At 72.0% G+C, this 22,570-nt stretch carries 21 protein-coding genes; 12 read left to right on the top strand and 9 right to left on the bottom strand.

Annotated features, from left to right (window positions below):
* Positions 1-164: 164 nt before the first annotated feature.
* Together ACFO6V_RS20995 and ACFO6V_RS20990 are read right to left on the bottom strand one after the other, a co-directional pair.
* Positions 165-755, bottom strand: a complete 591-nt coding sequence (locus ACFO6V_RS20995) for a GNAT family N-acetyltransferase (RefSeq protein WP_377138889.1) — start codon at positions 753-755, stop codon at positions 165-167.
* Entirely contained in the window at positions 748-1,386 is a 639-nt protein-coding gene (locus ACFO6V_RS20990) for a TetR/AcrR family transcriptional regulator (RefSeq protein ID WP_377138887.1), read from the bottom strand. Before ACFO6V_RS20990 ends, ACFO6V_RS20995 begins: the two co-directional genes overlap by 8 nt.
* A gap of 189 nt (positions 1,387-1,575) precedes the next feature.
* Here ACFO6V_RS20990 and ACFO6V_RS20985 point away from each other — a divergent pair, with 189 nt between their 5' ends.
* Positions 1,576-2,424, top strand: a complete 849-nt coding sequence (locus ACFO6V_RS20985; protein ID WP_377138885.1) for a phosphatidylinositol-specific phospholipase C/glycerophosphodiester phosphodiesterase family protein — start codon at positions 1,576-1,578, stop codon at positions 2,422-2,424.
* A gap of 62 nt (positions 2,425-2,486) precedes the next feature.
* Here ACFO6V_RS20985 and ACFO6V_RS20980 read toward each other — a convergent pair whose 3' ends face one another.
* Genes ACFO6V_RS20980 through ACFO6V_RS20970 form a run of 3 tightly spaced genes read right to left on the bottom strand, consistent with a single transcriptional unit; the run spans position 2,487 to position 4,111 of the window.
* On the bottom strand, positions 2,487-2,759 hold the full coding sequence (locus ACFO6V_RS20980; RefSeq protein ID WP_377138883.1) for a DUF6510 family protein: 273 nt from the start codon (positions 2,757-2,759) through the stop codon (positions 2,487-2,489).
* Entirely contained in the window at positions 2,760-3,521 is a 762-nt protein-coding gene (locus ACFO6V_RS20975) for a ferredoxin reductase (RefSeq protein WP_377138881.1), read from the bottom strand. It lies immediately after the preceding gene.
* Positions 3,518-4,111, bottom strand: coding sequence for a molybdopterin-dependent oxidoreductase (locus ACFO6V_RS20970; protein ID WP_377138878.1), 594 nt, complete (start codon positions 4,109-4,111; stop codon positions 3,518-3,520). The genes ACFO6V_RS20975 and ACFO6V_RS20970 overlap by 4 nt, the downstream gene beginning before the upstream one ends.
* 176 nt (positions 4,112-4,287) lie before the next feature.
* On the opposite strand from ACFO6V_RS20970, the gene sigJ reads away from it, so the two are divergent.
* From sigJ to ACFO6V_RS20955, 3 genes are all read left to right on the top strand, one after another.
* The gene (gene sigJ / locus ACFO6V_RS20965; RefSeq protein WP_377138876.1) at positions 4,288-5,241 is read left to right on the top strand and encodes an RNA polymerase sigma factor SigJ; all 954 of its coding nucleotides are present in this window, start codon (positions 4,288-4,290) and stop codon (positions 5,239-5,241) included.
* Between the two features lie 99 nt (positions 5,242-5,340).
* The gene (locus tag ACFO6V_RS20960) at positions 5,341-6,558 is read left to right on the top strand and encodes an NAD(P)/FAD-dependent oxidoreductase (protein ID WP_377138873.1); all 1,218 of its coding nucleotides are present in this window, start codon (positions 5,341-5,343) and stop codon (positions 6,556-6,558) included.
* Positions 6,559-6,567: 9 nt separating this feature from the next.
* Entirely contained in the window at positions 6,568-8,256 is a 1,689-nt protein-coding gene (locus tag ACFO6V_RS20955; protein WP_377138870.1) for an NAD(P)/FAD-dependent oxidoreductase, read from the top strand.
* Positions 8,257-8,324: 68 nt separating this feature from the next.
* On the opposite strand, the gene ACFO6V_RS20950 is transcribed toward ACFO6V_RS20955, so the two are convergent.
* Positions 8,325-8,798 (bottom strand): MarR family winged helix-turn-helix transcriptional regulator, encoded by a 474-nt coding sequence (locus ACFO6V_RS20950; protein WP_377138868.1) that lies wholly within the window; start codon positions 8,796-8,798, stop codon positions 8,325-8,327.
* A gap of 97 nt (positions 8,799-8,895) precedes the next feature.
* On the opposite strand from ACFO6V_RS20950, the gene ACFO6V_RS20945 reads away from it, so the two are divergent.
* The 7 genes from ACFO6V_RS20945 (at position 8,896) to ACFO6V_RS20915 (ending at position 18,728) form a co-directional block, all read left to right on the top strand.
* The gene (locus ACFO6V_RS20945) at positions 8,896-10,701 is read left to right on the top strand and encodes a flavin-containing monooxygenase (RefSeq protein ID WP_377138865.1); all 1,806 of its coding nucleotides are present in this window, start codon (positions 8,896-8,898) and stop codon (positions 10,699-10,701) included.
* Positions 10,698-11,789 (top strand): SMP-30/gluconolactonase/LRE family protein, encoded by a 1,092-nt coding sequence (locus ACFO6V_RS20940; protein ID WP_377138862.1) that lies wholly within the window; start codon positions 10,698-10,700, stop codon positions 11,787-11,789. The genes ACFO6V_RS20945 and ACFO6V_RS20940 overlap by 4 nt, the downstream gene beginning before the upstream one ends.
* Before the next feature lie 56 nt (positions 11,790-11,845).
* Positions 11,846-13,906: an MSCRAMM family protein gene (locus ACFO6V_RS20935; protein ID WP_377138859.1), complete on the top strand. Its 2,061-nt coding sequence runs from the start codon at positions 11,846-11,848 to the stop codon at positions 13,904-13,906.
* Positions 13,907-13,956: 50 nt separating this feature from the next.
* Entirely contained in the window at positions 13,957-14,895 is a 939-nt protein-coding gene (locus tag ACFO6V_RS20930; protein WP_377138857.1) for an amidohydrolase family protein, read from the top strand.
* Positions 14,892-15,755, top strand: coding sequence for a fumarylacetoacetate hydrolase family protein (locus tag ACFO6V_RS20925; RefSeq protein WP_377138854.1), 864 nt, complete (start codon positions 14,892-14,894; stop codon positions 15,753-15,755). The genes ACFO6V_RS20930 and ACFO6V_RS20925 overlap by 4 nt, the downstream gene beginning before the upstream one ends.
* Positions 15,756-15,871: 116 nt before the next feature.
* Complete coding sequence (locus ACFO6V_RS20920) at positions 15,872-16,384, top strand: hypothetical protein (RefSeq protein ID WP_377138851.1); 513 nt, start codon at positions 15,872-15,874, stop codon at positions 16,382-16,384.
* Between the two features lie 163 nt (positions 16,385-16,547).
* Positions 16,548-18,728, top strand: a complete 2,181-nt coding sequence (locus ACFO6V_RS20915; protein ID WP_377138848.1) for a ricin-type beta-trefoil lectin domain protein — start codon at positions 16,548-16,550, stop codon at positions 18,726-18,728.
* Positions 18,729-18,840: 112 nt separating this feature from the next.
* Here ACFO6V_RS20915 and ACFO6V_RS20910 read toward each other — a convergent pair whose 3' ends face one another.
* Positions 18,841-20,016, bottom strand: coding sequence for an NAD(P)/FAD-dependent oxidoreductase (locus ACFO6V_RS20910; protein WP_377138846.1), 1,176 nt, complete (start codon positions 20,014-20,016; stop codon positions 18,841-18,843).
* A gap of 105 nt (positions 20,017-20,121) precedes the next feature.
* Here ACFO6V_RS20910 and ACFO6V_RS20905 point away from each other — a divergent pair, with 105 nt between their 5' ends.
* The gene (locus ACFO6V_RS20905; RefSeq protein WP_377138843.1) at positions 20,122-20,820 is read left to right on the top strand and encodes a hypothetical protein; all 699 of its coding nucleotides are present in this window, start codon (positions 20,122-20,124) and stop codon (positions 20,818-20,820) included.
* Here the strand turns inward: ACFO6V_RS20905 and ACFO6V_RS20900 are convergent.
* Together ACFO6V_RS20900 and ACFO6V_RS20895 are read right to left on the bottom strand one after the other, a co-directional pair.
* Positions 20,772-21,731 carry a hypothetical protein gene (locus tag ACFO6V_RS20900; protein ID WP_377138840.1) on the bottom strand — a complete coding sequence of 320 codons (960 nt, stop codon included), beginning with the start codon at positions 21,729-21,731 and terminating at the stop codon, positions 20,772-20,774. The genes ACFO6V_RS20905 and ACFO6V_RS20900 overlap by 49 nt on opposite strands.
* A 55-nt stretch (positions 21,732-21,786) precedes the next feature.
* On the bottom strand, positions 21,787-22,482 hold the full coding sequence (locus ACFO6V_RS20895) for an SDR family NAD(P)-dependent oxidoreductase (RefSeq protein WP_377138838.1): 696 nt from the start codon (positions 22,480-22,482) through the stop codon (positions 21,787-21,789).
* Positions 22,483-22,570: the final 88 nt, after the last annotated feature.

Below are 22,570 nucleotides of genomic sequence, written 5' to 3'. Positions count from 1 at the left end.
ATGTTCTCCCCTCAACGGGTCACGGACCCGGTGGTTCAGCCTGCCGGTGCGGTATTCCGCACCGGCTAGGGAGATGTTTGCAGTTCCTTGAACATCCCGAAAGGGGAAGAGGTACCCATGCCCAGGGGCGACGCGCGTCCCTGTCACCACTGGGCCACTGGCGATCAGTCCTGTGCGAGGCTCATGGAGACGTACGCGGCGAATCCTGCCCGCTTCGCGAACCGGACCGGTCGCCGGACGGACTCGGCGAAGCCGAGCTTCGTGTACAGGCCCAGGGCTGGGGCGTTCGTGTCCTTGATGTCGCGGAGGACGTACTCCTCGTACTCCGGCAGTGCCATCAGGTGGCGCATGAGCGCGGTGGCGACGCCGCGTCCCTGGAACCGCGGGGCGGTGGTGACGAAGCCGATCTCCGCGAGGCCGGCCCGCGCGCCGTCGTACGCCCCGAGGAACTGGCTGCGGACGACGAGGTAGCTCATCGTCCCGTGGACGGGGCCGAGATGCTGCCGGATCCTGTCCCATCGCGGGGCGAAGCACTCCTGGGTGCCCTCGGTGACGGACGCGATGGCCGCCGGTTCACCGTCCACGACGGCGACGTAGAAGCGGTCGAGCAGGAGCATGTGCTCGAAGGCGTCCGTGAGGACGCCTGGGTCGTCGGAGAAATAGGCGAAGTCCTCGGCGAAGCCGCGGACGAGGACCTCCGTGATCCCGCGGCGGTACGGCTCGCCCAGCTCGTCGCCGCGCTTGACCTCAATCATCGTCGCTCCCTGCTGTGAGTGTGGCTGTCGGTGTGGCTGCTGTGAGCGTGCGGAGCACCAGCTCGGCGCTGGGCAGGTTCACGTCGTGGCGTAGAGCGACGCGCATCGTGGTGAGGCCGGAGAGCGTCGCGAAGTAGCACACGGTCATGGTGTCGGGGTCGCCGTCGGCGAGCTGTCCGGCCTCCTGGCCGCGGCGTACGACGGCGGAGAAGGCCTGCCAGAGCGTCCGGTGCGGCGCAAGGAGCCGAGCCCTCGTCCCGGTCGGGGTGTCGGTGCTGAACCCTTGGCTGACGACCTCGGAGAACTCCGCTGCGCCGTCGTCGGCGGCCAGGTCAGCCAGGTAGGCGGTAGTGAACTCGCGGACCAGGTCGATCGGCGAGCCCGGTCCTTCGAGGCGTGCCGCCGCCGCGGCGAGGCCCGTGGTGGCCTGGACCAGGAACTCGTCGAACAGCTCGTGCTTCGTCGCATAGTGGCGATAGATGGACCCGACGCTCAGGCCGGCCTCCGCGGCGATCGTCCGGATGCTCGCGGCGGTGAACCCGTCCCTGGCGAAGACGCGGATCGCCGCGGTCTGCACGGTCTCTCGCGTTGCGGTCCTCAGCGCCTCGTTCTGTGCGGTGGTGCGGGGCATCACGCCTCCTCGTGGCTGCTCGCCAGGTTCAATGAACTGATGTTCATTCTATCAGGCCTCATCGGGTCCGCCGGAGCGGTTCCGCTCGCCGACGGCTCGCCGTCGTCCCCAGTTCACCCGTTCGTCAGCGGCCGGCGCTTGCATGAGCTGACCAGCCAGCAGGCATCCAGCAGGTACATGGAGACGACAATGCGCGGAAGAACGATCGTCGGCGCGGCCCTCGCGGCCGCGACCCTGTTCGCGGGGCTGGCGACGCCGGCGTCGGCCACCTCGCCCGGACGGGGCGTCGACCTGGGTGAGCCGCACGACGCCGCGCACGCCCACAACGACTACGAGCACGAGCGCCCGCTGTACGACGCGCTGTCCCACGGCTTCACGAGCGTCGAGGCTGACGTCTGGCTGGTCGACGGCGAGCTGCTCGTCGCGCACGACCTCGTCGACGTCGACCCCGGCCGGACGCTGGAGAGCCTCTACCTCGACCCGCTGCAGGACCTGACGCGCGGCCGCGGCCGGAGCGTATACCCCGGCTGGGACGGCAGCCTGCAGCTCCTGATCGACATCAAGTCCGAGGGCGAGACCACCTACGCCGCCGTCCACGAGGCGCTCGCCGAGCACGCGCGGCTCATGACGCGTTCCGTGCACGGGCGGGTCAAGACCGGCCCGGTGACCGCCGTCATCAGCGGCAACCGGCCCCTGGAGACCATGCGTGCGCAGCCCGTGCGGTACGCGTTCTACGACGGGCGCTCCACGGACCTCGGCTCCGGCCTCCCGGCGAACCTGATGCCGCTGGTCAGCGACAACTGGACCAAGCTATTCACCTGGCAGGGCGTGGGCCCGATGCCCGCCGCCGAGCGGGAGCGCCTGCACGCGTTCGTGGGCCAGGCGCACGCGACGGGCTACCGGGTCCGGTTCTGGGCCACGCCCGACCAGCCGGGCGCCGCACGCGAGGCGGTGTGGAGCGAGCTGGCGGCCGCCGGCGTCGACCACATCAACACCGACGACCTGGCGAGCCTGGACGCCTACCTCACGTCCCACTAGCTGCCCGTTGAGTGCTGGCTATTTGCGCCGGATCGGCCCGTACGAGCGCAAATAGCCAGCACTCAACGAGTCGAGAGGGGGCGGGTCAGCTCGATCGCGCTCAGGCCCGCCAGGCTGAGGATCAGGCGGTCGCCCGTGTCGACGATCGTGGCCAGCACCTGGTCGCAGCCCGCGCACCGAGCCACCAGGCCGGGCGCGTTGGTGTAGACCATGGCCTCGGCGAGCGCGCCCATCCGGCCGCAGCCGCCGCAGCGGGCGCGCGCGGAGGTCACGTCGGCCGTGAACACCTCGGAGAGCGCGCCCGCGAGAACATTGCCGTCAAGATGGTTCGTCATCTAAAGACCTCCGAAGCGCTCGGTGTGGATGTCCGCCGCCGGGTGGCCGAGCTCCTGCAGCCAGCCGGCGACCGTCTCGACAAAACCCGTCGAGCCGCAGACATAGACCCGCGGCTGCTCCGCCGCGGGGATCGTGCGGGCGGCGAGCGACTCCCGGGTGAGCCGCCCGACGGCATCGGGCCAGCCGTCCGGGGCCTTTCGCGTGTAGACGAGGTCCAGTCCGAAGGCCGGTCCGGCGAGTGCGGCCAGCTCGTCCGCGAAGAAGACGTCGGCCGGGGTCCGGACCGAGTACAGCAGCCGGAAGGGCGAGTCGTCGCCGGTGGCGCCGTGGGCGGCGGCCATGGCGTACAGCGGGACGACGCCGGAGCCACCCGCCACGAGCTGGACCGGACGGGTGCTCTCGCCCGGCCGCCAGACGAAGAACGCGCCCAGCGGGCCGTGCAGCTCGAGCTGGTCGCCGGGCCGTACCTCGCGGACCAGGAACGGCGAGACCTCGCCGTCCGGCAGCTCGTCGATCGCGAGGACCACCTGCCCCGCCGGGGTCGACGAGGCGATCGAGTAGGAGCGGCTCGCCTGGTAGCCGTCCGGAGCGGTGAGGCGCACGTCGAGGTGCGAGCCCGCCTCGCTTCCCGGCCACGTGGGCACGTCGAGGACGAGCCGCGCGGCGTCGGGCGTCTCGTGGCGGGTCTCGACGACGGTCGCGACGTGCCACGCGGCGCGCGGCCGCGACCTTCGGGCCGAGGCGGCGGGCTGCGCGCTCACCAGTACCGCTCTTCCTTCCACGGGTCGCCGTAGAGGTGATAGCCGTACTGCTCCCAGAAGCCCGGGTCGTTGTCGGGCATCATCGTCAACCCGCGGAGCCACTTGGCGCTCTTCCAGAAGTACAGGTGCGGCACGAGCAGACGCGCCGGGCCGCCGTGCTCGGGGTCCAGCGGCCCGCCGTCCGCCTCGGTGGCGATCCAGGCCTTGCCGTCCAGCAGGTCCTCCAGCGGGATGTTCGTCGTGTAGCCGCCGTAGGAGTGCGCCATGACGAACTCGTGCTCGGACTCGACGTTCTCGAAGACCTTGTCGAGGCTGACGCCACGCCACGCCATGTCGAGTCTCGACCAGTGGGTGACGCAGTGGATGTCGACGGTGACGTCCTCGACGCCGAGCGCGAGGAACTGGTCCCAGCTCCAGCGGTGGTCGGCGCCGGTCTCGTCGCGGATCGTGAGCTCCCAGTCCGCGGTGTCGACACGCGGGGTGGGTCCGGCGCTGAGCACCGGCCAGTCCTGGACCAGCGTCTGACCGGGTGGGAGGCGTGCGTCCGGCTCACGTCTGCGGCCGGAGAAACCACGAGTGGTGAAGGACATGCTGACTCCCGTCCGGGCGACCTGGAGCCGGGCCGGCGAGCCCGGCTCGATGGTGGGATCAGCGTAGAGCCGCAGGCCGTCCCGTGGCGCGTGGAACCGGCCCTTGCCCGCGGGCGAACTTTCCGGTCGCTCGGGGCCGCAGCGGCCCGCTCCGCCGACGTCGTAGGGTCGGGCGCATGACCAAGGAGTCGTTGCGGCCCGACGAGCTGGAGGCCTTCGAAGGTTTCCGCCCGCGTCTCGAGGCCATCGCCTACCGCCTGCTGGGCTCCGCTGCGGAGGCCGAGGACGCCGTCCAGGAGGTCTTCCTGCGCTGGGAGGCCGCCGACCGCGCGCAGATCAGGGTGCCGGAGGCCTGGCTGACCCGGGTGCTGACCAATCTCTGCCTCACGCAGCTGGGGTCGGCGCGTGCCCGGCGGGAGGTCTACGTCGGCCAGTGGCTGCCGGAGCCGGTGCTGGGCGGCGACCCGATGCTGGGTCCGGCGGACACCGCGGAGCAGCGCGACTCCGTGTCGACGGCGGTGCTGGTGCTGATGGAGCGCCTCACCCCGAACGAGCGCGCCGTCTACGTGCTGCGGGAGGCGTTCGCGTACTCGCACGCGGAGATCGCCGAGATGCTCGACATCACGGAGGTCGGCAGCCAGCAGATCTTCCACCGCGCCAAGCAGCACCTGGCCACCGAGCGGTCCCGCGCCGACGTCGACCAGGCCGCGGCCCGGCAGGTCGTGGAGGAGTTTCTCGCCGCCGCGACGAGCGGCCGGACGGAGCCGCTGATCAGGCTGCTGACCTCGGACGCGATGGGCGTGGGCGACGGCGGCGGCAAGGTCCCGGCGCGTACCAAGCCGTTCTTCGGCGCCGAGGCCGTCGCGAAGTTCCTGCGCGGGCTCTTCAAGCCCGCCGAGGCCAAGCGGGCGGCGCTGGGCGGCAGCCCGGACATCTACGCCTGGACCGCCAACGGCAGCCCGGCGCTGGTCGCCGTCGTGGACGGCGAGCTCATCGGCGTCATGACGCTGGAGGCCACCACCGACGGCATCGCAGCGGTACTCAGCCAGGTCAACCGGGACAAGCTCGGCCGCGCCGCGCGGCAGTGGGCGGCGTCGGACCACGGGGAGCCGTTGATCAAGGGCTGGTGACCGGGCTCACAGCCGCGGGTGTCAGGGATCGGCCGGCCATCTGGTTCAGGTGGCATGACCGATCCCGTGACCCGATCCCGCGACAGGCTGAGTGATCACATGAAGCACCGCATCGTCATCCTCGGCGCCGGCTACGCCGGCGCTTCCGCCGCAGGCCGCCTGGCACGGCGCCTGCACGCCGACGACGTGGACCTCGTCCTCGTCAACGCCGAGCCCGACTTCGTCGAACGGGTCCGCCTGCACCAGGTGGCGGCCGGGCAGGAGCTGCGCCCGCGGCCGCTGCCCGACATGCTCGCCGGCACGGGAGTCACCCTGCGCGTCGCGCGGGTCACCGCGGTCGATGTCGACCGCAAGGTGGTCGCCCTGACGGATGCCGAGGGCGGCGATGCCAACGGCGGCACGGCCGACGGCGGCTCGGCCGAGCTGGGCTACGACACGCTCGTCTACGCCCTGGGCAGCTCGATGGCCGAGCACGGTGTGCCGGGCGTCGCCGAGCACGCCTACGAGGTCGCGAGCCGACCGGGCGCGCTCAGGCTGCGCGACCGGCTCGCCGAGCTGGCCCCCGGCGGCCGGGTGGTCGTGGTCGGCGGCGGGCTGACCGGCATCGAGGCGGCGAGCGAGCTCGCCGAGGCACGTGGCGACCTGGACGTGGCGCTCGCGGTCCGGGGCGACCTGGGCGACTGGCTCTCGCCGGCCGGGCAGCGGCACGTGCGCACGGTCTTCGACCGGCTCGGTGTCACCGTGCACGAGCACGCCGACGTCGAGCAGGTGGGCGCCACCGAGGTGCTGACCGGCGACGGCACGACGATCCCGGCGGACGTGACCGCGTGGTCGGCGGGGTTCGCGGTGCACCCGATCGCGGCCGCGACGGGCCTGCGGGTCTCGGCGAGCGGCCAGGTCGTCGTCGACGGCACCATGCGGTCGGTCTCCCACCCGGACGTCTACGCGGTGGGCGACGCGGCGCTGGCCGACGGCCCGCTGGGTACGCCGCTGCGGATGTCGTGCGCCTCGGGCATCCCGATGGCCTGGCAGGCGGCCGACTCCATCGCCGCGCGCCTGACCGGCGGGAAGCTCCCGAACGCGCCTCTGGGCTACGTGCACCAGTGCATCAGCCTGGGCCGGCAGGACGCCGTCATCCAGCTGGTCACCGCCGACGACCGGGCCAAGCCGGCCGCGCCCGGCGGGCGCCTCGCCGCCAGGTACAAGGAGCTGATCTGCAAGGGCGCGGCGTACATGGTGGCCCACCCGCTGCCGTACCCCGCCCGGCGCCGCCGCCTGAGCGCCCCGGCCCGTACGACCGAGCCCAGCCGCGTCTAGTCTTGCGCCATGAGCGACAGGCCAGTCATCCTCCTGGTCGTCGGCGAGCACGCCGACGTCGTCGAGCAGGAGTTCCGCGCCCGGTACGACCGGGACTACCGGATAGAGGTCGCCCCGGGCTTCGACGCGGGCCTGGACCGTGCGCGGGACCTGGTGCGCGACGGCGCGCAGATCGCGATGGTCGCGGCGGAGCACGTCCTGGACGAGGGCACGTCGATCGAGTTCCTGCACCACGTGCCCGCCATCGTCGCGACGGCACGGCGGGTGGCGCTCGTGTGGTTCGATGACTTCGCCGACGCCATCGACGACCTGCGGGCGGCGGCGCTGCGGCGCGACATGGACACGTTCGTCGTCATCCCGCGCGGCCCGCGCGACGAGGAGTTCCACACCGCGCTGATCGAGCTGCTGTCGGAGTGGGGGTGGTCGGTCGGGCGGCCGCTGGTGACCATCAACGACCTGGTCGCGGAGCCTGGCGACCGTGCCGCGGCGGCGGTCCGGGACCTCCTGGAGCGCCTGGGCTTCCCGTACCGGTCGCTCGCGCCGGGTGACGACGCTGCGCAGGAGATCGTCGAGGCCGCCGGGGTGGGCGCGGAGCTACCGCTGGTGCGCACCCATACCGGCCGCGTGCTCTCGGCGGCGACACCCGCCGCGGTCACCGAGGCCATCTACGGCGGCTTCGACTCGATCCCCGACGGCGTGATCGCGGACGTGGCCATCGTCGGTGGCGGCCCGGCGGGTCTCGCCGCGGCCGTCTACGCGGCGTCCGAGGGGCTGGCCACGGTGATGCTCGAGCGCGACGCCATCGGTGGCCAGGCCGGGTCGAGCTCGATGATCCGCAACTACCTCGGCTTCCCGCGAGGGATCTCGGGCATGCGCCTCGCCCAGCGGTCCCGCATCCAGGCGGGCCGGTTCGGCGCGCAGTTCTTCACCGGGCGCCCGGCGATCCGGATCGAGCCGGGACCGGCGAACGAGCCCGAGCACCAGCACGTGCACGTCGCCGGCGCCCAGATGTGCGCCCGGACCGTCGTCATCGCCACCGGCGTGAAGTACCGCCGCCTGGGCGTGCCCGCCGTCGACGACCTCGTGGGCGCCGGCGTCTACTACGGCGCAGCGACGTCGATGGCGCGCGAGCTGCAGGACCGCGACGTCTACGTGATCGGTGGCGGCAACTCAGCGGGGCAGGCCGCCATCCATCTCGCCAAGTTCGCGGGCGCGGTGACGATACTGGTCCGGCGCGAGAGCCTGGCCGAGACGATGTCGGCCTACCTGGTCCGCGAGATCGAGGCGACGCCGAACATCCAGGTGTGGACCCGGACCGTGGTCACCGACGGCGGCGGGGAGGGGCGGCTCCAATGGCTCCGGCTCGAGAACCTGGACACCGGCGAGCCGTTCAAGACGCTGGCCGACGGCCTGTTCTGCCTGCTCGGCGCTGAGCCTGACTGCTCGTGGCTGCCCGACGGCGTGGCGCTCGACGAGCGGGGGTTCGTGCTCACGGGCCGGGACGTGCCGCGGGAGTTCTGGGTCGACGGCCAGCCCCCGGCCAGCCTCGAGACGACGGTGCCGGGCATCTTCGCGGTCGGTGACGTACGTGCCGGCTCGATGAAGCGGGTCGCTTCGGCGAGCGGCGAGGGCGCCTCGGTCCTCCCGCTGGTCCACGCCCACCTGGCCCAGATCCGGGCCCGCGAGTTCGCGCAATAACCGTCCGGACTCGTTGAGTGCTGGATATTCGCCCTTCCGGACGTGCCGGAGGGGCGAATATCCAGCACTCAACGGTCGGGGTGGTGGAGGCGGCGGAGCTCCTCGCCCAGCGCAGCCATGCCTCGGGCCAGGCCCCGCAGGTCGTCCAGCGGGATGCGCAGAAGGACCTCGTCGGCCAGCTCCGGGCGCGCGGCGACCAGGCGGCGCATCGAGGACCGCCCGTGCTCGGTGGCGTGGATCCGGCGGACGCGCGCGTCGTGCGGGTCGCTCGTGCGCTCGACCATGCCCTGTGCGACGAGGCGGTCGAGCAGCCCGGACATCGATGCCATCGAGACGCCGAAAGCCTCGGCGAGCCCGCTGCTCGTCATGCCGTCGTCGGTGGTGACGAGCATCGTGAGGACCTTGAGCTGCTGGATCGTGAGCTCGACGGTGAGCAAGGGGCTGAGGAGGGTGGGGAGCGCGCCGGTCTCGAACGCGACGCTGAGCGTCCGGATCTGTTCGGTCAGGCGCGCGCGCTCGGCGTCGTCCCCGGTCGTTGTCACGTCCCCACCGTAGTTCGTGCGCCGCCGCCCGGCCGTATTTACTTAGGATCAGGCTAACCTATTTACTTAGGACCGGGTTAAGTTTATCGTCCGTCCCATGACAACTTCACCCCAGGAGTCACCGGTCGTCGAGGAGCTGGACGTCGCCGCGCTCCGCGCGCGGTACGCGGCCGAGCGCGACCGCCGCATCCGCCCCGACGGCGCCACCCAGTACCGTCGCGCTGCGGGCTCCTTCGGCTACTACGCCAAGGACCCCTACACCCCGCGCGTCGAGCGCGAGCCGCTGACCGACTCCGTGGAGGTGCTCGTCGTCGGCGGCGGATTCGGGGGACTGGTCACCGGCGCCCGCCTGCGCGAGGCCGGAGTCGAGAGCCTGCGGATGATGGACGAGGCGGGCGACTTCGGCGGCACCTGGTACTGGAACCGCTACCCGGGCATCCACTGCGACATCCAGTCCTACGTGTACCTGCCGCTCCTGGAGGAGGTCGGCGCGGTGCCGGAGTGGCGCTACGCGCCCGGTGAGGAGATCCGGCAGCACGCCGTCGCGATCGCGCAGAAGTTCGAGCTGTACCGCGACGCCGTCTTCCACACCCGCGTGACCGCCCTGGACTGGGACGAGGGGGCCGACGAGTGGGTCGTCCAGACCGACCGGGGCGACCGCATCCACGCCCGGTTCGTGATCACCTCGTCCGGCACCCTCACGGAGCCCAAGCTGCCGGGCATCCCCGGCATCGAGACGTTCCGGGGCCACACGTTCCACACCAGCCGGTGGGACTACGGCTACACCGGCGGCGACCAGTTCGGCGGCCTCACGGGGCTCGCCGACAAGAAGGTAGCCGTCGTCGGTACGGGCGCGACCGGGGTCCAGGTGATCCCGTTCGTGGCACGCGACGCCGAGCACCTCTTCGTCTTCCAGCGGACGCCGTCATCGGTGGACGTCCGGGACAACCGGCCCACCGACCCGGAGTGGGCGGCCTCGCTCCGGCCCGGCTGGCAGCGCGAGCGCATGGACAACTTCCTGTCGGTGGTCTCCGGCGAGCCCGTCGAGGAGGACCTGACGCAGGACGGCTGGACGTCGACCGCGCAGCTGCAGCGCAAGGTCGTCACCGGAGCCGTCGACACGAGCGTGTCCGACGAGGAGCGCGAGCGGATCGACGAGCTCGTCGACCTCGCGAAGATGAACCAGATCCGCGCCCGGGTCGACGACGAGGTCACCGACCCGGCGACCGCCGAGCTGCTCAAGCCCTGGTACCGCTACATGTGCAAGCGGCCGACGTTCAGCGACGTCTACCTCCCGACGTTCAACCGCGCGAACGTCACCCTCGTGGACACCGCGGACTTCGGCGGGATCACCCGGATGACCGAGACCGGGGTGGTGGTCGGCGACGTCGAGTACGAGGTCGACTGCGTCATCTTCGCCACCGGCTTCGAGGTCGGGGTCTCCGGCGTCCTGTCCGGGACCATGCCGGTGCGCGGCAAGGGGGGACAGGCGCTCCTGGAGGCGTGGGGGCGCGGCCCGCAGACGCTGCACGGCTTCTACAGCCACGGCTTCCCGAACCTCTTCCACCTCGGTTCCCTGCAGAACGCCAACTCCGTGAACTTCACGCACATCCTGCAGGAGCAGGCCGAGCACATCGCCGCCGTCGTCGCCGAGGGCCGCGCGGCCGGCGCCCGCTACATCGAGCCCAGCGAGGACGCGCAGGCGGGCTGGGCGCAGACCATCCGGGACGCCGCCCACGACAACAGCGCGTTCCAGGCGGAGTGCACCCCCGGCTACTACAACCGAGAGGGCGCGAGCACGGGACCGAGCTTCTCCTACGGCCCTGGACCCGTCGCGTTCCACCGCCTTCTGCGCGAGTGGCGCGCGAACGAGATAGGCGACGTCCTGGTGGCGGGCCGGTGACGGTGCACCGGACGCCGGCCGCCTGCTCCGCGCGTGTCCGCGCGGTCCGTGCCGCCCTGCCGGCCCGCGCCCTGCCCGCCCGCGCCCTGCCCGCCCTCGCGGCGGTCGGCCTGCTGCTCGGCTGCGCCGCCCCCGGCACCGCCGACGCCGCCGCGGGCGGGCGGCATCCCGACCCCGCGCCGGAGCGGACGGCGGCCAGGCTGGTCCAGGTGACCTCCGTGCACGAGGCGACGGGGATGACCCTGCTCGAGGGCCCGACCTTCGGCCCGGACGGCAGCCTGTTCGTCGTCGACGTGACCGCCCCGGCGGGCGAGCCCAAGGTGCTGCGGATCAACGTCGACACCCGCGACGTCGACCCGGTGTACACGAACGAGACCAGCGCGTACACGTCCGCCCAGTTCAGCCCGCACGACGGCAGGCTCTACCTCACCGACTTCGTGAGCGGCGGCATCGACAGCATCACCGCGGACGGCGACGATCGGCGGGCGTTCTTCGCGGGCGACGTCGAGGGCGAGCCCATGCGGCCGGACGACGTCGCGTTCGACGAGTCCGGCAACCTCTTCGTCACCGACACGACCGGGTACGCGGATCCCTCGTGGGAGCCGCAGGGCCGTGTCGTGCGGATCGACAAGGAGACGGCCGAGGCGACGGTCCTCGCGCGGGACCTGCCTGCCCCGAACGGCATCTCGTTCACCCCGGACTACGACGGCCTGTGGGTGAGCCAGCACACCGAGAACCGGCTCGACTACTTCCGGCTCGATGCAGGCCTGACGGAGGTGACGACTGCCCACCCCGCCGTCCAGGTCGACGGCGGGCACACGCAGATCGACTCCAACGCCGTCGACGCCGCGGGGAACGTCTACCAGGGCGTCCACGGCCAGGCCAAGATCTTCGTCTACAGCCCGACCGGCGAGCTGCTCACGACGGTCTCCCTGCCGCCACGGGCCAAGGGGCTGACCTCGGCCACCAACATCGCCATCAGACCGGGCACCACCGAGGCCTACATGACGGTCAGCGGGACGGCGGGCGGGTTCGTCTACGAGTTCGAGGCGCTCGCCGACGGCATCCGCCAGTCGAACGGCGGGTGAGGCGCGGCGCGGCCGTCCGCGCGCGGCCGCGCCGGTTCTCTCTTAGCGTTTCGACTGTGAAGCACACCCCAGCGGGCCTGGGCGTACTCGCGGCGGTAGTGCTTGCCGCGCTGAGCGCCGTCGTCCCAGCGATGTCCGCGACCGCGGAGACGTCCGCCGGATGGGCCGACTGGGAGCCGCTGGCCGGATCGGCGGGCGACTGGTCGACGACGGTGCGGCTGCCGGCCGGCGGCTTCCCCGTCGCGACGGTGACCTCCGACTCGCGGGGCGGCGTCGGCGTCGTCTCCGGCGCGTCGTCGTGGCTCGGCCCGGCGACGCCTCCGGGCGAGGCCTTCGGATCGAGCCGTGACCAGCAGTACCTCAACCTCCGCCCGCAGGCCGACCGGCCGACGACGCCGTCGACCACCACCTACACCTTCACCCGCCCGACGCCGGCGGGCGGCTGGGCGCTGATGCTGGGCGACATCGACGCCGACCGTGCGGTGGTGACCGCACGCGGCGCGGACGGCCGGCTGCTCGCGGGCGCGGACCTGGGCTGGCAGGGCGGCTTCAACTACTGCCAGGAGGCGGGGTCGCCGTCCTGCGCGGGGGCGCCGGAGGACGTGCCGACCTGGGACCCGGCCACCGGCGAGCTGCTGGGCAACGCTGCCGCCGCCGACACGTCCGGTGCCGCCGGCTGGTTCCGGCCCACCGCGCCGATCGCGAGCCTGACCGTCGAGTTCTACCAGCGCAGCGGCTTCCCGGTGTACCAGACGTGGTTGGCGTCCCTGGCCCGCGACATCGCCGGGACCGTGAACCTGGTCGATGCGGGCGGTGCGCCGCAGGGGGTCGTTCCCGGTGCGACGCTCACGCTCTTCGGCCCGGACGGTACGGAGCTCGGCACCGCGACGTCGGACGAGAGCGGCCAGTACATCTTCCCCGGCTACGTCGCGGCGCCCGGCTACCGCGTGGAGCTCACCACCCTCCCGGAGGCGGGCGACGCCTACCCGCACGGGCTGATCCCCTTCGGCGAACGGGCGGTCGACGACATCGACCTCAGCTCCGCCGACGCCACCGGCGTCGACCTGCCGGCGCGCGAGGTCCGGCCCGTCGCCGTGAGCGGCACGGTGCTCACCGACGACGACGCCCCCGTCCCCGGTGCGACCGTCACGCTCACGCCGGTCGGCGGCGGCACCCCGCTCACCGCCGTGACGAGCTCGGCCGGCGAGTACCTGATCGACGACGTCGGGTGGGACGCCGGCGACGACCGGCCGCAGGACTACACGTTCGCACTGAGCGACCTGCCCGACGGGTACGTGACGGCCACCTCGCCGGCCGGCATCACGGTGGCGGTCGGCCAGGAGGAGGCCAGCACCGGCAACGACTTCGTCGTCCGGGCGCCGGCGTCGCTCTCCGGCACGGTGACGGTGGGCGAGGAACCGCTCGCTGGGGTCGTCGTGACGCTGACCGGCCCGGACGGGACGGTCGGCACCACGACGGCGGCCGACGGCGCCTACGTCTTCGACGGTGTGCTCCCCGGCGACCACACGGTGCGCGTGACGCCGCCCGACGGGTACCGCGCCGACGGGCGGGAAGCACGCGACGTCACCGTCGCGACCGAAGACCTGGCCGACCTGGACTTCGGGCTGTCCCGTCCCGGCTCCGTCGGCGGCACGGTGACCGACGACGCCGACGCCCCCGTGGCCGGCGCCACGGTCACGGTGGCCGGTCCCGGCGGGTCGATCACCCTGGCCTCCGACGACGCCGGCGGGTACTTCACCGGTGACCTGGCGCCCGGCGACTACGTGATCACGCTGACCGTGCCCGACGGGTACACCGCTGACGTCACCGAGCGTTCGGTAGAGGTGACCGGTGCCGGCGAGAACTGGCTCGAGGAGCACTTCGCCGTCGTGCGGGTGCCCGTACCGAGCCCCACTCCGAGTGCGACTCCGAGCGTGGGCCCCACTCCGGGCCCGACGCCGGAGCCGTCGGCCGGTCCGGCCCCGGGATCGGGCGCGGGAGGGCCGGGCTCCGCCAACCTCGCCGCGACCGGCGCGACGGTCGGGTCCATCGGCCTGGCCGCGGCCATCCTGGTGGCGCTGGGCGTCGCGCTGGTCCGGGCCTCCCGCACGAACTGAGGCACGCGCCGTTAGCCTGTGCTCCGGGCACGGAGACAGGAGACGCCTCGATGGAGCGGATAGACGCGCACCACCACCTGTGGGTCCGCACGCGGACGCCGCAGCCCTGGATCGACCCGGTGACCATGCGGGCGATCGACGCCGACTTCACCACCGACGACCTGACGGCCGCCCTGGCGGGGCAGCACGTGACCGGCACCGTCGTGGTGCAGTCGGTGCCGACCGAGGCCGAGACGGTCGACCTGCTCGCCGTCGCGGAGGCCGCCCAGGTGATCCGGGGCGTCGTCGGCTGGGTGGAGCTCGCGGACCCCGGCGTGGCCGGCGCGCTGACCCGGCTCCGCTCCGGGCCTGGCGGCCGACACCTCGTGGGCGTCCGGTCGATGGTCCAGGCGGAGCACGACCCCGGCTACCTCGACCGCCCGGACCTGCGCCGGGGCATGCGGGCAGTGGCCGAGCATGGTCTGACGATCGACCTCGTGACCAGGCACGAGCAGCTGCCCGGCGTGGGCCGGCTCGTGCGCGACCTGCCAGAGGTCTCGTTCGTGCTGGACCACCTGGGCAAGCCACCGCTCGCGGACCCGGGACCCGCCGACGGCGGTGATCTCGCCGGCTGGGCGGACGCCCTCAGCGAGATCGCCGCCCACCCCAACGTCACCGCGAAGCTGTCCGGCCTCGTCACCGAGGCATCCTGGACCGACTGGTCGAGCCAGGACCTGCGGCCCGCCGTCGACCGTGCGCTGGACGCCTTCGGACCCGAGCGGCTCATGTTCGGGTCGGACTGGCCGGTCAGCCTCCTCGCCACGCGCTACGCCGAGTGGGTGGACACGCTGACCGGTCTGCTGGCTGGACTGACGTCCACCGAGCAGGCGGCTGTCTGGCACCGTACTGCCCGGCGCGTCTACGGTCTGCCGGCCGAACGCGCCGAAGACGTGCCCGGTGGGTCAGCTCCCACCGCTATCGCGGAGCCCAAGACAGAGGAGCAAGGATGAAGCTCGCCCGGATCGGAACCCCCGGCCAGGAACGCCCAGTGGTGCACGACGGCACCAGCTGGTACGACCTGACCCCGCTGACCGCGGACGTCGACGGTGCGTTCCTCGAGGCCGACGGCGTCGCGCGCACCCGGGCGGCGCTCGCGGCGGGGACGCTCGACGTGGTGGAGACGGACGGCGTGCGGTTCGGCTCGCCGGTGACCCGGCCGTCGGCGATCGTGTGCGTCGGCATGAACTACGCGGCGCACGCCGCGGAGTCCGGGTCCGCGCCGCCACAGGCGCCGGTCATCTTCCTCAAGACGCCGAACACCATCGCGGGGCCGTACGACACGGTCACGATCCCGCGGGGCAGCACCAAGACGGACTGGGAGGTCGAGCTCGCGGTCGTGATCGGCCGTCGCGCCTCCTACCTCGACTCGCCCGAGCAGGCCCGGGACGTGATCGCCGGGTACGCCGTCGCCAACGACCTGTCCGAGCGGACGTGGCAGCTCGAGGAATCGGGCGGCCAGTGGTCGAAGGGCAAGTGCGCGCCGGGGTTCACCCCGTTCGGCCCCTGGCTGGTCACGCCCGACGAGGCCGACGGCGCCGACCCCGCGGGCCTGCGCCTGCGGTCGTGGGTGAACGGCGAGCCGCGCCAGGACTCCACGACGGCGGACCTGATCTTCGGCGTCGACGTGCTCGTGCACACGCTGAGCCAGTACCTGGTGCTGGAGCCGGGCGACGTGCTGCTCACGGGTACGCCGGAGGGTGTGGCGCTGTCGGGCCGGTTCCCGTACGTGCAGCCGGGAGACGTGGTGGAGACCGAGATCGACGGTCTGGGGCGGCAGCGCCAGGAGTACGTGGCCTGGGCCGGCGTGTGATCGTGGTCACGGTGCTCGACGCGGAGGGCTGATCTCGGCGACCCGTTTCGCGGGATGCGAAGGCATCAGGCGGAAAGTGGCACCGAGCACCCCCTGACATGCGGAAAGATGCGCGCATGAGGTTCGAGTACTTCGCGGTCGCGGACGACGAGACAGCAGCCCTGACCATCGACGGTGGCGAGATCGACGGCAGCGTGGGATCCCACGTGGTCGACCCCGCATCGGTGCTGGGCCAGCTCGAGCGGCTGCTCGGTGGCCCGGTCGGGGACGACGGTCTGCGCAGCGCCCAGCTCGTCGCCGAGAGCGCCGACGGGGCCCGGCTGGTGATCCGCCTGTCCAACCACCTGGTGTCCCTGTTCGGGATGGTGCGCCCGGCGACGCTGGACGACGTCGTCAAGCACTGGTCGCTGTCTCGCCGCTTCCGCCGTGCCGACCCGGAGGACCTGAACGCCTTCGCCGCCGGGCTGAACGAGCTCTGCAAGGGCAGCGGCAAGCGCGTCTACTGCCGCGCGACCGCCGACGAGGCGGAGCTCGCCCCGGCCCGGACCCCGGTCGGTGTCGGCGCGGGTGTCGGTGCTGGCGTGGACGGCGACCCGGAGGAGCCGCGGCCGCTGCCTCGGCGGCGCTGACAGGCAGTCGCTGCCCCATTCCAATCGACCGACAGCGTCGCTGGCGCGACGCTGTCGGTCGCCCGCGCATAGGGGGTTTCCACAACTGACAGGTCAGTAAGTTTCTCTCTATGGTGAGGTGCTGCCGCACCGACGCGGCGGCGGAAACTCGCCGGAGGCCGTCATGTCATCTGTTCGGAAAGCGGTGGGCGCCCTCGCCGCCGTCGTGCTCGCGGGCCTGCTGGGCGTCGTGGCCCCGCCGGGGGCGGTCGCCGCGACGACCGGCACGCTGGTCAGCTCGGCGAGCGGCAAGTGCCTCGACGTCGCGGAGGGGTCCACCGCGAACGGCAACCGGCCCCAGATCTGGGACTGCACGCCGAACAACGCCAATCAGACCTGGACGCTGGCCGACGACGGCTCCGTCCGCGGCCTCGGCAAGTGCCTCGACGTCGCGAACGGCTCGACGGCGGACGGCGCCGTCGTCCACCTGTGGGACTGCTTCGGCTCGCTGGCGAGCCAGAAGTGGACCCTGACCGCGGCCGGCGACCTGGTGAACCGGGCTGCGAACAAGTGCCTGGACGTCGCGGGTGGTGCGACGGCGAACGGTACCCGGGTCCAGCTCTGGAGCTGCACGGGCGCCGCCAACCAGAAGTGGTCCCACAACGGAGGTTCCGTGCCTGGACCGAACCCTGACCCGGTGCTGCCCAACCCGGCCAACCCGGACCTCGGCCCGAACGTCGCGGTCTTCGACACCTCGATGTCCGACGCGGCGGTCCAGGCCAAGCTCAACAGCGTCTTCGACGCCCAGGAGACCAACCAGTTCGGCCCCCAGCGGCACGCGATGCTGTTCTACCCGGGCTCGTACGACGTCGACGCCAACGTCGGCTTCTTCACGCAGGTCGCGGGCCTCGGCCTGGTGCCGGACGACGTGAACATCAACGGCCACGTGCACGTCGAGGCCGACTGGTGGCCGGACGGCTCGCAGAACGCCACGCAGAACTTCTGGCGCGCCGCCGAGGGCCTGTCCGTCACGCCCGCCGACGGCAACGACCGCTGGTCCGTCTCCCAGGCCGCGCCCTACCGGCGCATGCACCTGCGCGGCAACCTCGCCCTGTCCGACGGCGGCTGGTCGTCGGGCGGCCTCATCGCCGACTCGAAGATCGACGGGCAGATCAACTCCGGCACCCAGCAGCAGTTCCTCACGCGGAACTCCACGATGTCGAGCTGGGCCGGCTCCAACTGGAACCAGGTCTTCGTGGGCAGCACGGGAGCGCCGTCGAACAGCTTCCCGAACCCGCCATACACGACCATCGCCGCCACCCCGAAGGTCGCCGAGAAGCCGTACCTCTACGTCGACGACAACGGCTCCTACCGGGTGTTCGTCCCGGCCGTGCGCACCGGATCCACGGGTACCACCTGGGCGAACGGCAACCCCGCCGGACAGTCCCTGCCGATCAGCGACTTCCACGTGGTGCGCCCCGGCGACACCGCCGCGAGCATGAACGCGGCGCTCGCCGCGGGCAAGAACCTCCTGGTCACCCCGGGCACCTACCAGCTCAACCAGACGCTCCAGGTCAACCGGGCGAACACGGTGGTGCTCGGCCTGGGCCTGGCCACCTTCGTGCCGCAGGGCGGCATCAACGCCATGAACGTGGCAGACGTCGACGGCGTGCGCCTGGCCGGCATCATGTTCGACGCCGGGACCACCAGCTCGAACGTGCTGCTCCAGGTCGGCCCGACCGGCTCGTCCGCCGACCACGCGGCGAACCCGACGGTGCTGTCCGACGTGTTCATCCGCGTGGGCGGCTCCATCGCGGGCAAGGCGGCGGTGAGCATGGAGGTCAACAGCGACGACGTCATCGGCGACCACGCCTGGATCTGGCGGGCCGACCACGGCAACAACGGGACGGTGGGCTGGACGGTCAACACCGGCCGCAACGGCCTGATCGTGAACGGCGACGACGTGACGATGTACGGCCTGTTCGTCGAGCACTACCAGCAGTACCAGACCATCTGGAACGGCGAGCGCGGGCGCACGTACTTCTACCAGAACGAGATGCCGTACGACCCGCCGAACCAGGCCGCCTACATGAACGGCTCCACCGAGGGCTGGGCGGCGTACAAGGTGGGCGACGCCGTGACCGACCACCAGGCCTGGGGGCTGGGCAGCTACGCGTTCTTCAACGTCAACCCGGCGGTGGCGAACGCACGAGCCTTCGAGGTGCCGGTCCGGTCAGGCGTCCGGTTCCACAACATGGTCACGGTGTCGCTCGGCGGCGTCGGCACCATCCGGCGGGTCATCAACAACACGGGCGAGACGGTGAACAGCGGCCGCCAGGTGACCTACCTGACGACCGGCCCGTGACCTGACGACAGGCCTGTGACCTGACGAGAGAGCCCCGGCCGACGAGCGTGTCCGCTCGTCGGCCGGGGCTCTCGTTGGTCGAGCTTGTCGAGACCCGGTTCCCGAAACTCCGTCAGGACGACGCCGACGAGTCGTTGGCGTAGATGTCCTGGTAGAGGCGCAGCGCTTCCGACGTGAGGTCCTGGCGGTCGCGTCCGGCGAACCTGTCGACCGCCAGGGGCGCCGGCAGCGGCTCGGTGCCGGTCAGCGCGCTGCGGAGCGCCCGGGCGGCGCCCGCAGCGTGGGTGACCCAGATCGCCTGGGCGATCCACACCCCTGACGCCTCGGGGTGCGGGCCCAGGAAGGGCAGGTTGTCCGGCGTCACCGCGAAGACGCCGTTCACCCGCTCCTCGGGCTCGAAGCGGAAGGCAGGGTCGAGCAGGAGCTGAGCCTTGTCGACCATCGGCGTGAGGTCGGCGGACCAGGCGAGCCCGGTGCCCTGGTCGAGGCCGTCCTGTTCGACCGGGACCGGCACGTGGTCGTAGGTCCCGAGGCCGATCCGGTCGCCGTGCACGCGGCCGTAGATGTGGTTCTCGGGCCAGCGGAGGAACGGTCCGTCGTGCAGGTCCGGGCGCCGGGGGCCGTAGACGTACGGGTGGGCCAGCGGGACCAGCGGGAGCTCGATCCCGACGAGGCCCGCCAGGGTCGGGCCCCAGACGCCGGCCGCGAGGACGATTTCGTCCGCCGCCCAGGTCTGGCCGTCGCGGGTGCGGACGCTCGCGCGCGTCCCGGACGTGATACCGACGACGTCGGCGCCGCCGACGAACCGGGCTCCGGAGTCTTCTGCCCGGCGCCTCAGGCCCGCGGTGATGACGGCGGGAGCCGCGGTGCCGTCGAGCTCGTAGTACCAGGCCGCCACCACGTGGTCCGCGTTCACCATGCCGGCGACCGAGGCGGGGAGGCCCCCGGGCGCCGTCTCCGTGACGAGCAGGCCGGCGGCGCGGGCGTGCTCGGCCCGCTGCGCCAGCTCGTGGGCGCTGTCGGTGGAGGTGGCGATCTCGATCCCGCCGGACCGTGCGAACCCGGCGCCGAGCGTCGAGTAGACCTCCGCGGACTCCCGGGCGAGCGTCGTGAGGATCTCGGCCTCGTTGTAGATGCCGACGAGGCCGGGCGCCAACGACGTCGACCCGCGCGGGGCGCCGCTCTCGCGTTCCAGCACCGTCACCTCGAAACCGTCGAGCACCGCAAGCTCCGCGGCGACGGCGGTCCCGACGACTCCTGCTCCGACGATCACGATCTGTCGCGTCATGTCAGCTGCCCTTCTGCGCCGTGCGGCATCTTCCGGTCGCGTCGGCCGGGCCGCGGTCACGTAATTCCCGGGAGCGTAGCCGAGGAGGTCGCCTACGCTCCGAGCGTGATTTCTTTCGAGACACTGCGTGACCTGCCGCACCGCGAGGCGACCAGACGTCTGCTCGACGACGGCTGGAACGTGTGCGGCATCGGCGACTGGGCGACGGTCTGGCGGTCGCCCGACGGGGCGCAGGTCGCCCGGGTGAGCCCGTTCGAGCCTGCCTACGAGGTCTTCGTGGAGCTGTGCCGCGGTCTCGAGAGGCATCCGCTCCTGCCGCGGATCGACTTCGACGCTCCGCTGGGCGGCGGGGGTCGGCTCACGGTGCTGGAGTTCCTGCTGCCGGTCGACCGGGAGGAGGCGGACGCCGTCGTCGAGCGCTGGGCCGCCGCCGCGCCGGACGACCCGATCACCGCCGTCCGAGAGCAGGCCGAACGGCTGGACGCCGAGGCCGCCAGGTCCGTTCCGTTCTGGGGCGGGCTCGACCATAACCCGGGCAACGTCATGAAGAACGCCTCCGGTGAGCTCAAGCTCGTCGACCTGTTCTACGCCGCGGGCCTGGAGATCTACCGGGTCCTGCTGGAGGACCCGGCGCGGATCGCCGAGGTCTTCCCGCCTGACCGGCGCGAGCACCTCCTCGACATCGCGGCAGTGGCCCGGATGTCCACCCCCGACGAGATCGCGGCGCTCCGGACGGCGGCGGAGAGCATCGGCGGTCAGCCGCCGTATCGTCGCGCGACCTCGCCGAACGCCTCCTTGCGCTGATAGACGCCGTCGTCCGTCACGGCCATCACCCCGAATCCGGCCTTGTCGAGGTCGAGGCCCGGGTCCTCGCGGCGCGCGAAGTCGGGCATGGCGAAGGTGAAGACGAAACAGCCGTGGACGCCCTCCGCGTCGTACAGGTCGATGAGCTCGCCGAGGTAGCGGGCCTGGACGGACTCGTCGCGTGGATGGTCGTCCCGGATGCGCGGTGGTTCGGCGAACCAGTCGACGATCTGGAACGAGCCGGCGCCGCGCAGGTCGGCCCCGGTGAAGGCACCGCAGCCGAACTCGGTGATCACTACCGGCTTGCCCTCGTTGTCGCGGACCAGACGCCGAACCCGGTCGGTATACGTCGCCTGGTTGCGCGCACCCCGATACAGGCTGACGCCGACCAGGTCGAACGGCGACCAGTCGACGTCCTCCCACCCGGCTGCCGAATAGGTCAGCGGGCCCTGGAAGTGGCGGCGCGCGATGGCCACGGTGCGGACGAGCAGCCTGTGGAGGCGCTTGTTGATGCGGCGCCGCAGGAGGCGGTGGAACCGCAGGATGAGCTTCAGCCGCAGGAACGAGCGGAATCCAGGGACTATGCCGGGCACGGTGTGCGAGAGCTCGGTGCCGACGAGGAGCGTCACGCGGTCCGGGTGCTCGCGGCGCAGCGTCTCGGCTGCCGCGGCCACGGCGTCCAGCCGCTCCAGCAGCTCACGCCGGGGCCGGTCGGTGTGGTCCGGTCTGATGTAGACGGCCAGGTCGACGTCGAGGGCGACGCGAGCGGCCTCGATCAGCCGCTCGACGTCGCCGCCCGTCACCATCACGGTGTCGCAGTGCAGGTCCCGCTCGATGATCTCGAGATCCCGGCGCACGTCGTCCACGCCGGCCTCGCCGAGCAGGTAGGAGATGCCGCGAACCTTCAGCATGCGTGCGCCTCGGCTCGGCGCAGCCCTGGGGACGTCATGGCCCGACCCTTTCACATCACCAGATGACGGGTCCCTCGTCGTCGAAGAAGCCGCCGGTCGGGCCGTCGGCGCCGATCAGCGCCATCCGGACGATGATCTCGGCACCCTGCTCCACGGTCTTGTACCCGCCGTGGTCGTTGAAGTCGGTGGCGGTGTAGCCGGGGTCGACGGCGTTGAACCGGATGCCCGGGAACTCCTTGGCGTACATGGTGTTGACCATGACCAGGGCGGCCTTGGAGGAGTTGTAGTCCAGGGCCTTCACGTGGAACTCCACCCGGCTGGGGTCGGTGACCGCCGCCAGCGAGACGAGCCCGCTGCTGACGTTGACGACCACCGGGTTGTCGCTCTCCTGCAGCAGCGGCAGGAAGGCCCGCGTGACCCGCACCGGCCCGAAGACGTTCGTGTCGTAGACGTGCAGCATGTCGGCGCCGGTCACGTCGCCAGGGGTCTTCGGCACGCCGGTGATCCCCGCGTTGTTGACCAGCACGTCGAGGTGGCCGGCCTCGGCGCGGACGGCGTCGGCGGCGGCCTGGACCGAGTCGTCGTCCGTCACGTCGAGCTGGACGAAGCGGCCGCCGAGCCGCGCGGCGGCCGCCTTGCCGCGCTCCGGGTCCCGCGCCGCCACGTAGACGGTGTGCCCGGCCTCGATGAGGCGGCGGGCGGTCTCGTAGCCGAGGCTCTTGTTGGCCCCGGTGATGAGGGTGGTCGTCATGGTTCTTCGCTCCGAGCTGTTGATGGTTCCTGCTGAGGTCTCCACCGTCGTCCGTCCCGAGGGGAACAGACAGAGCCCGGTGCAGCCT

This window comes from Promicromonospora alba, assembly GCF_042654905.1.
GTDB classification, from domain to species: domain Bacteria; phylum Actinomycetota; class Actinomycetes; order Actinomycetales; family Cellulomonadaceae; genus Promicromonospora; species Promicromonospora alba.
Note: the sequence above shows the minus strand (reverse complement) of the source record. Positions and strands in the feature narration are given on the sequence as shown.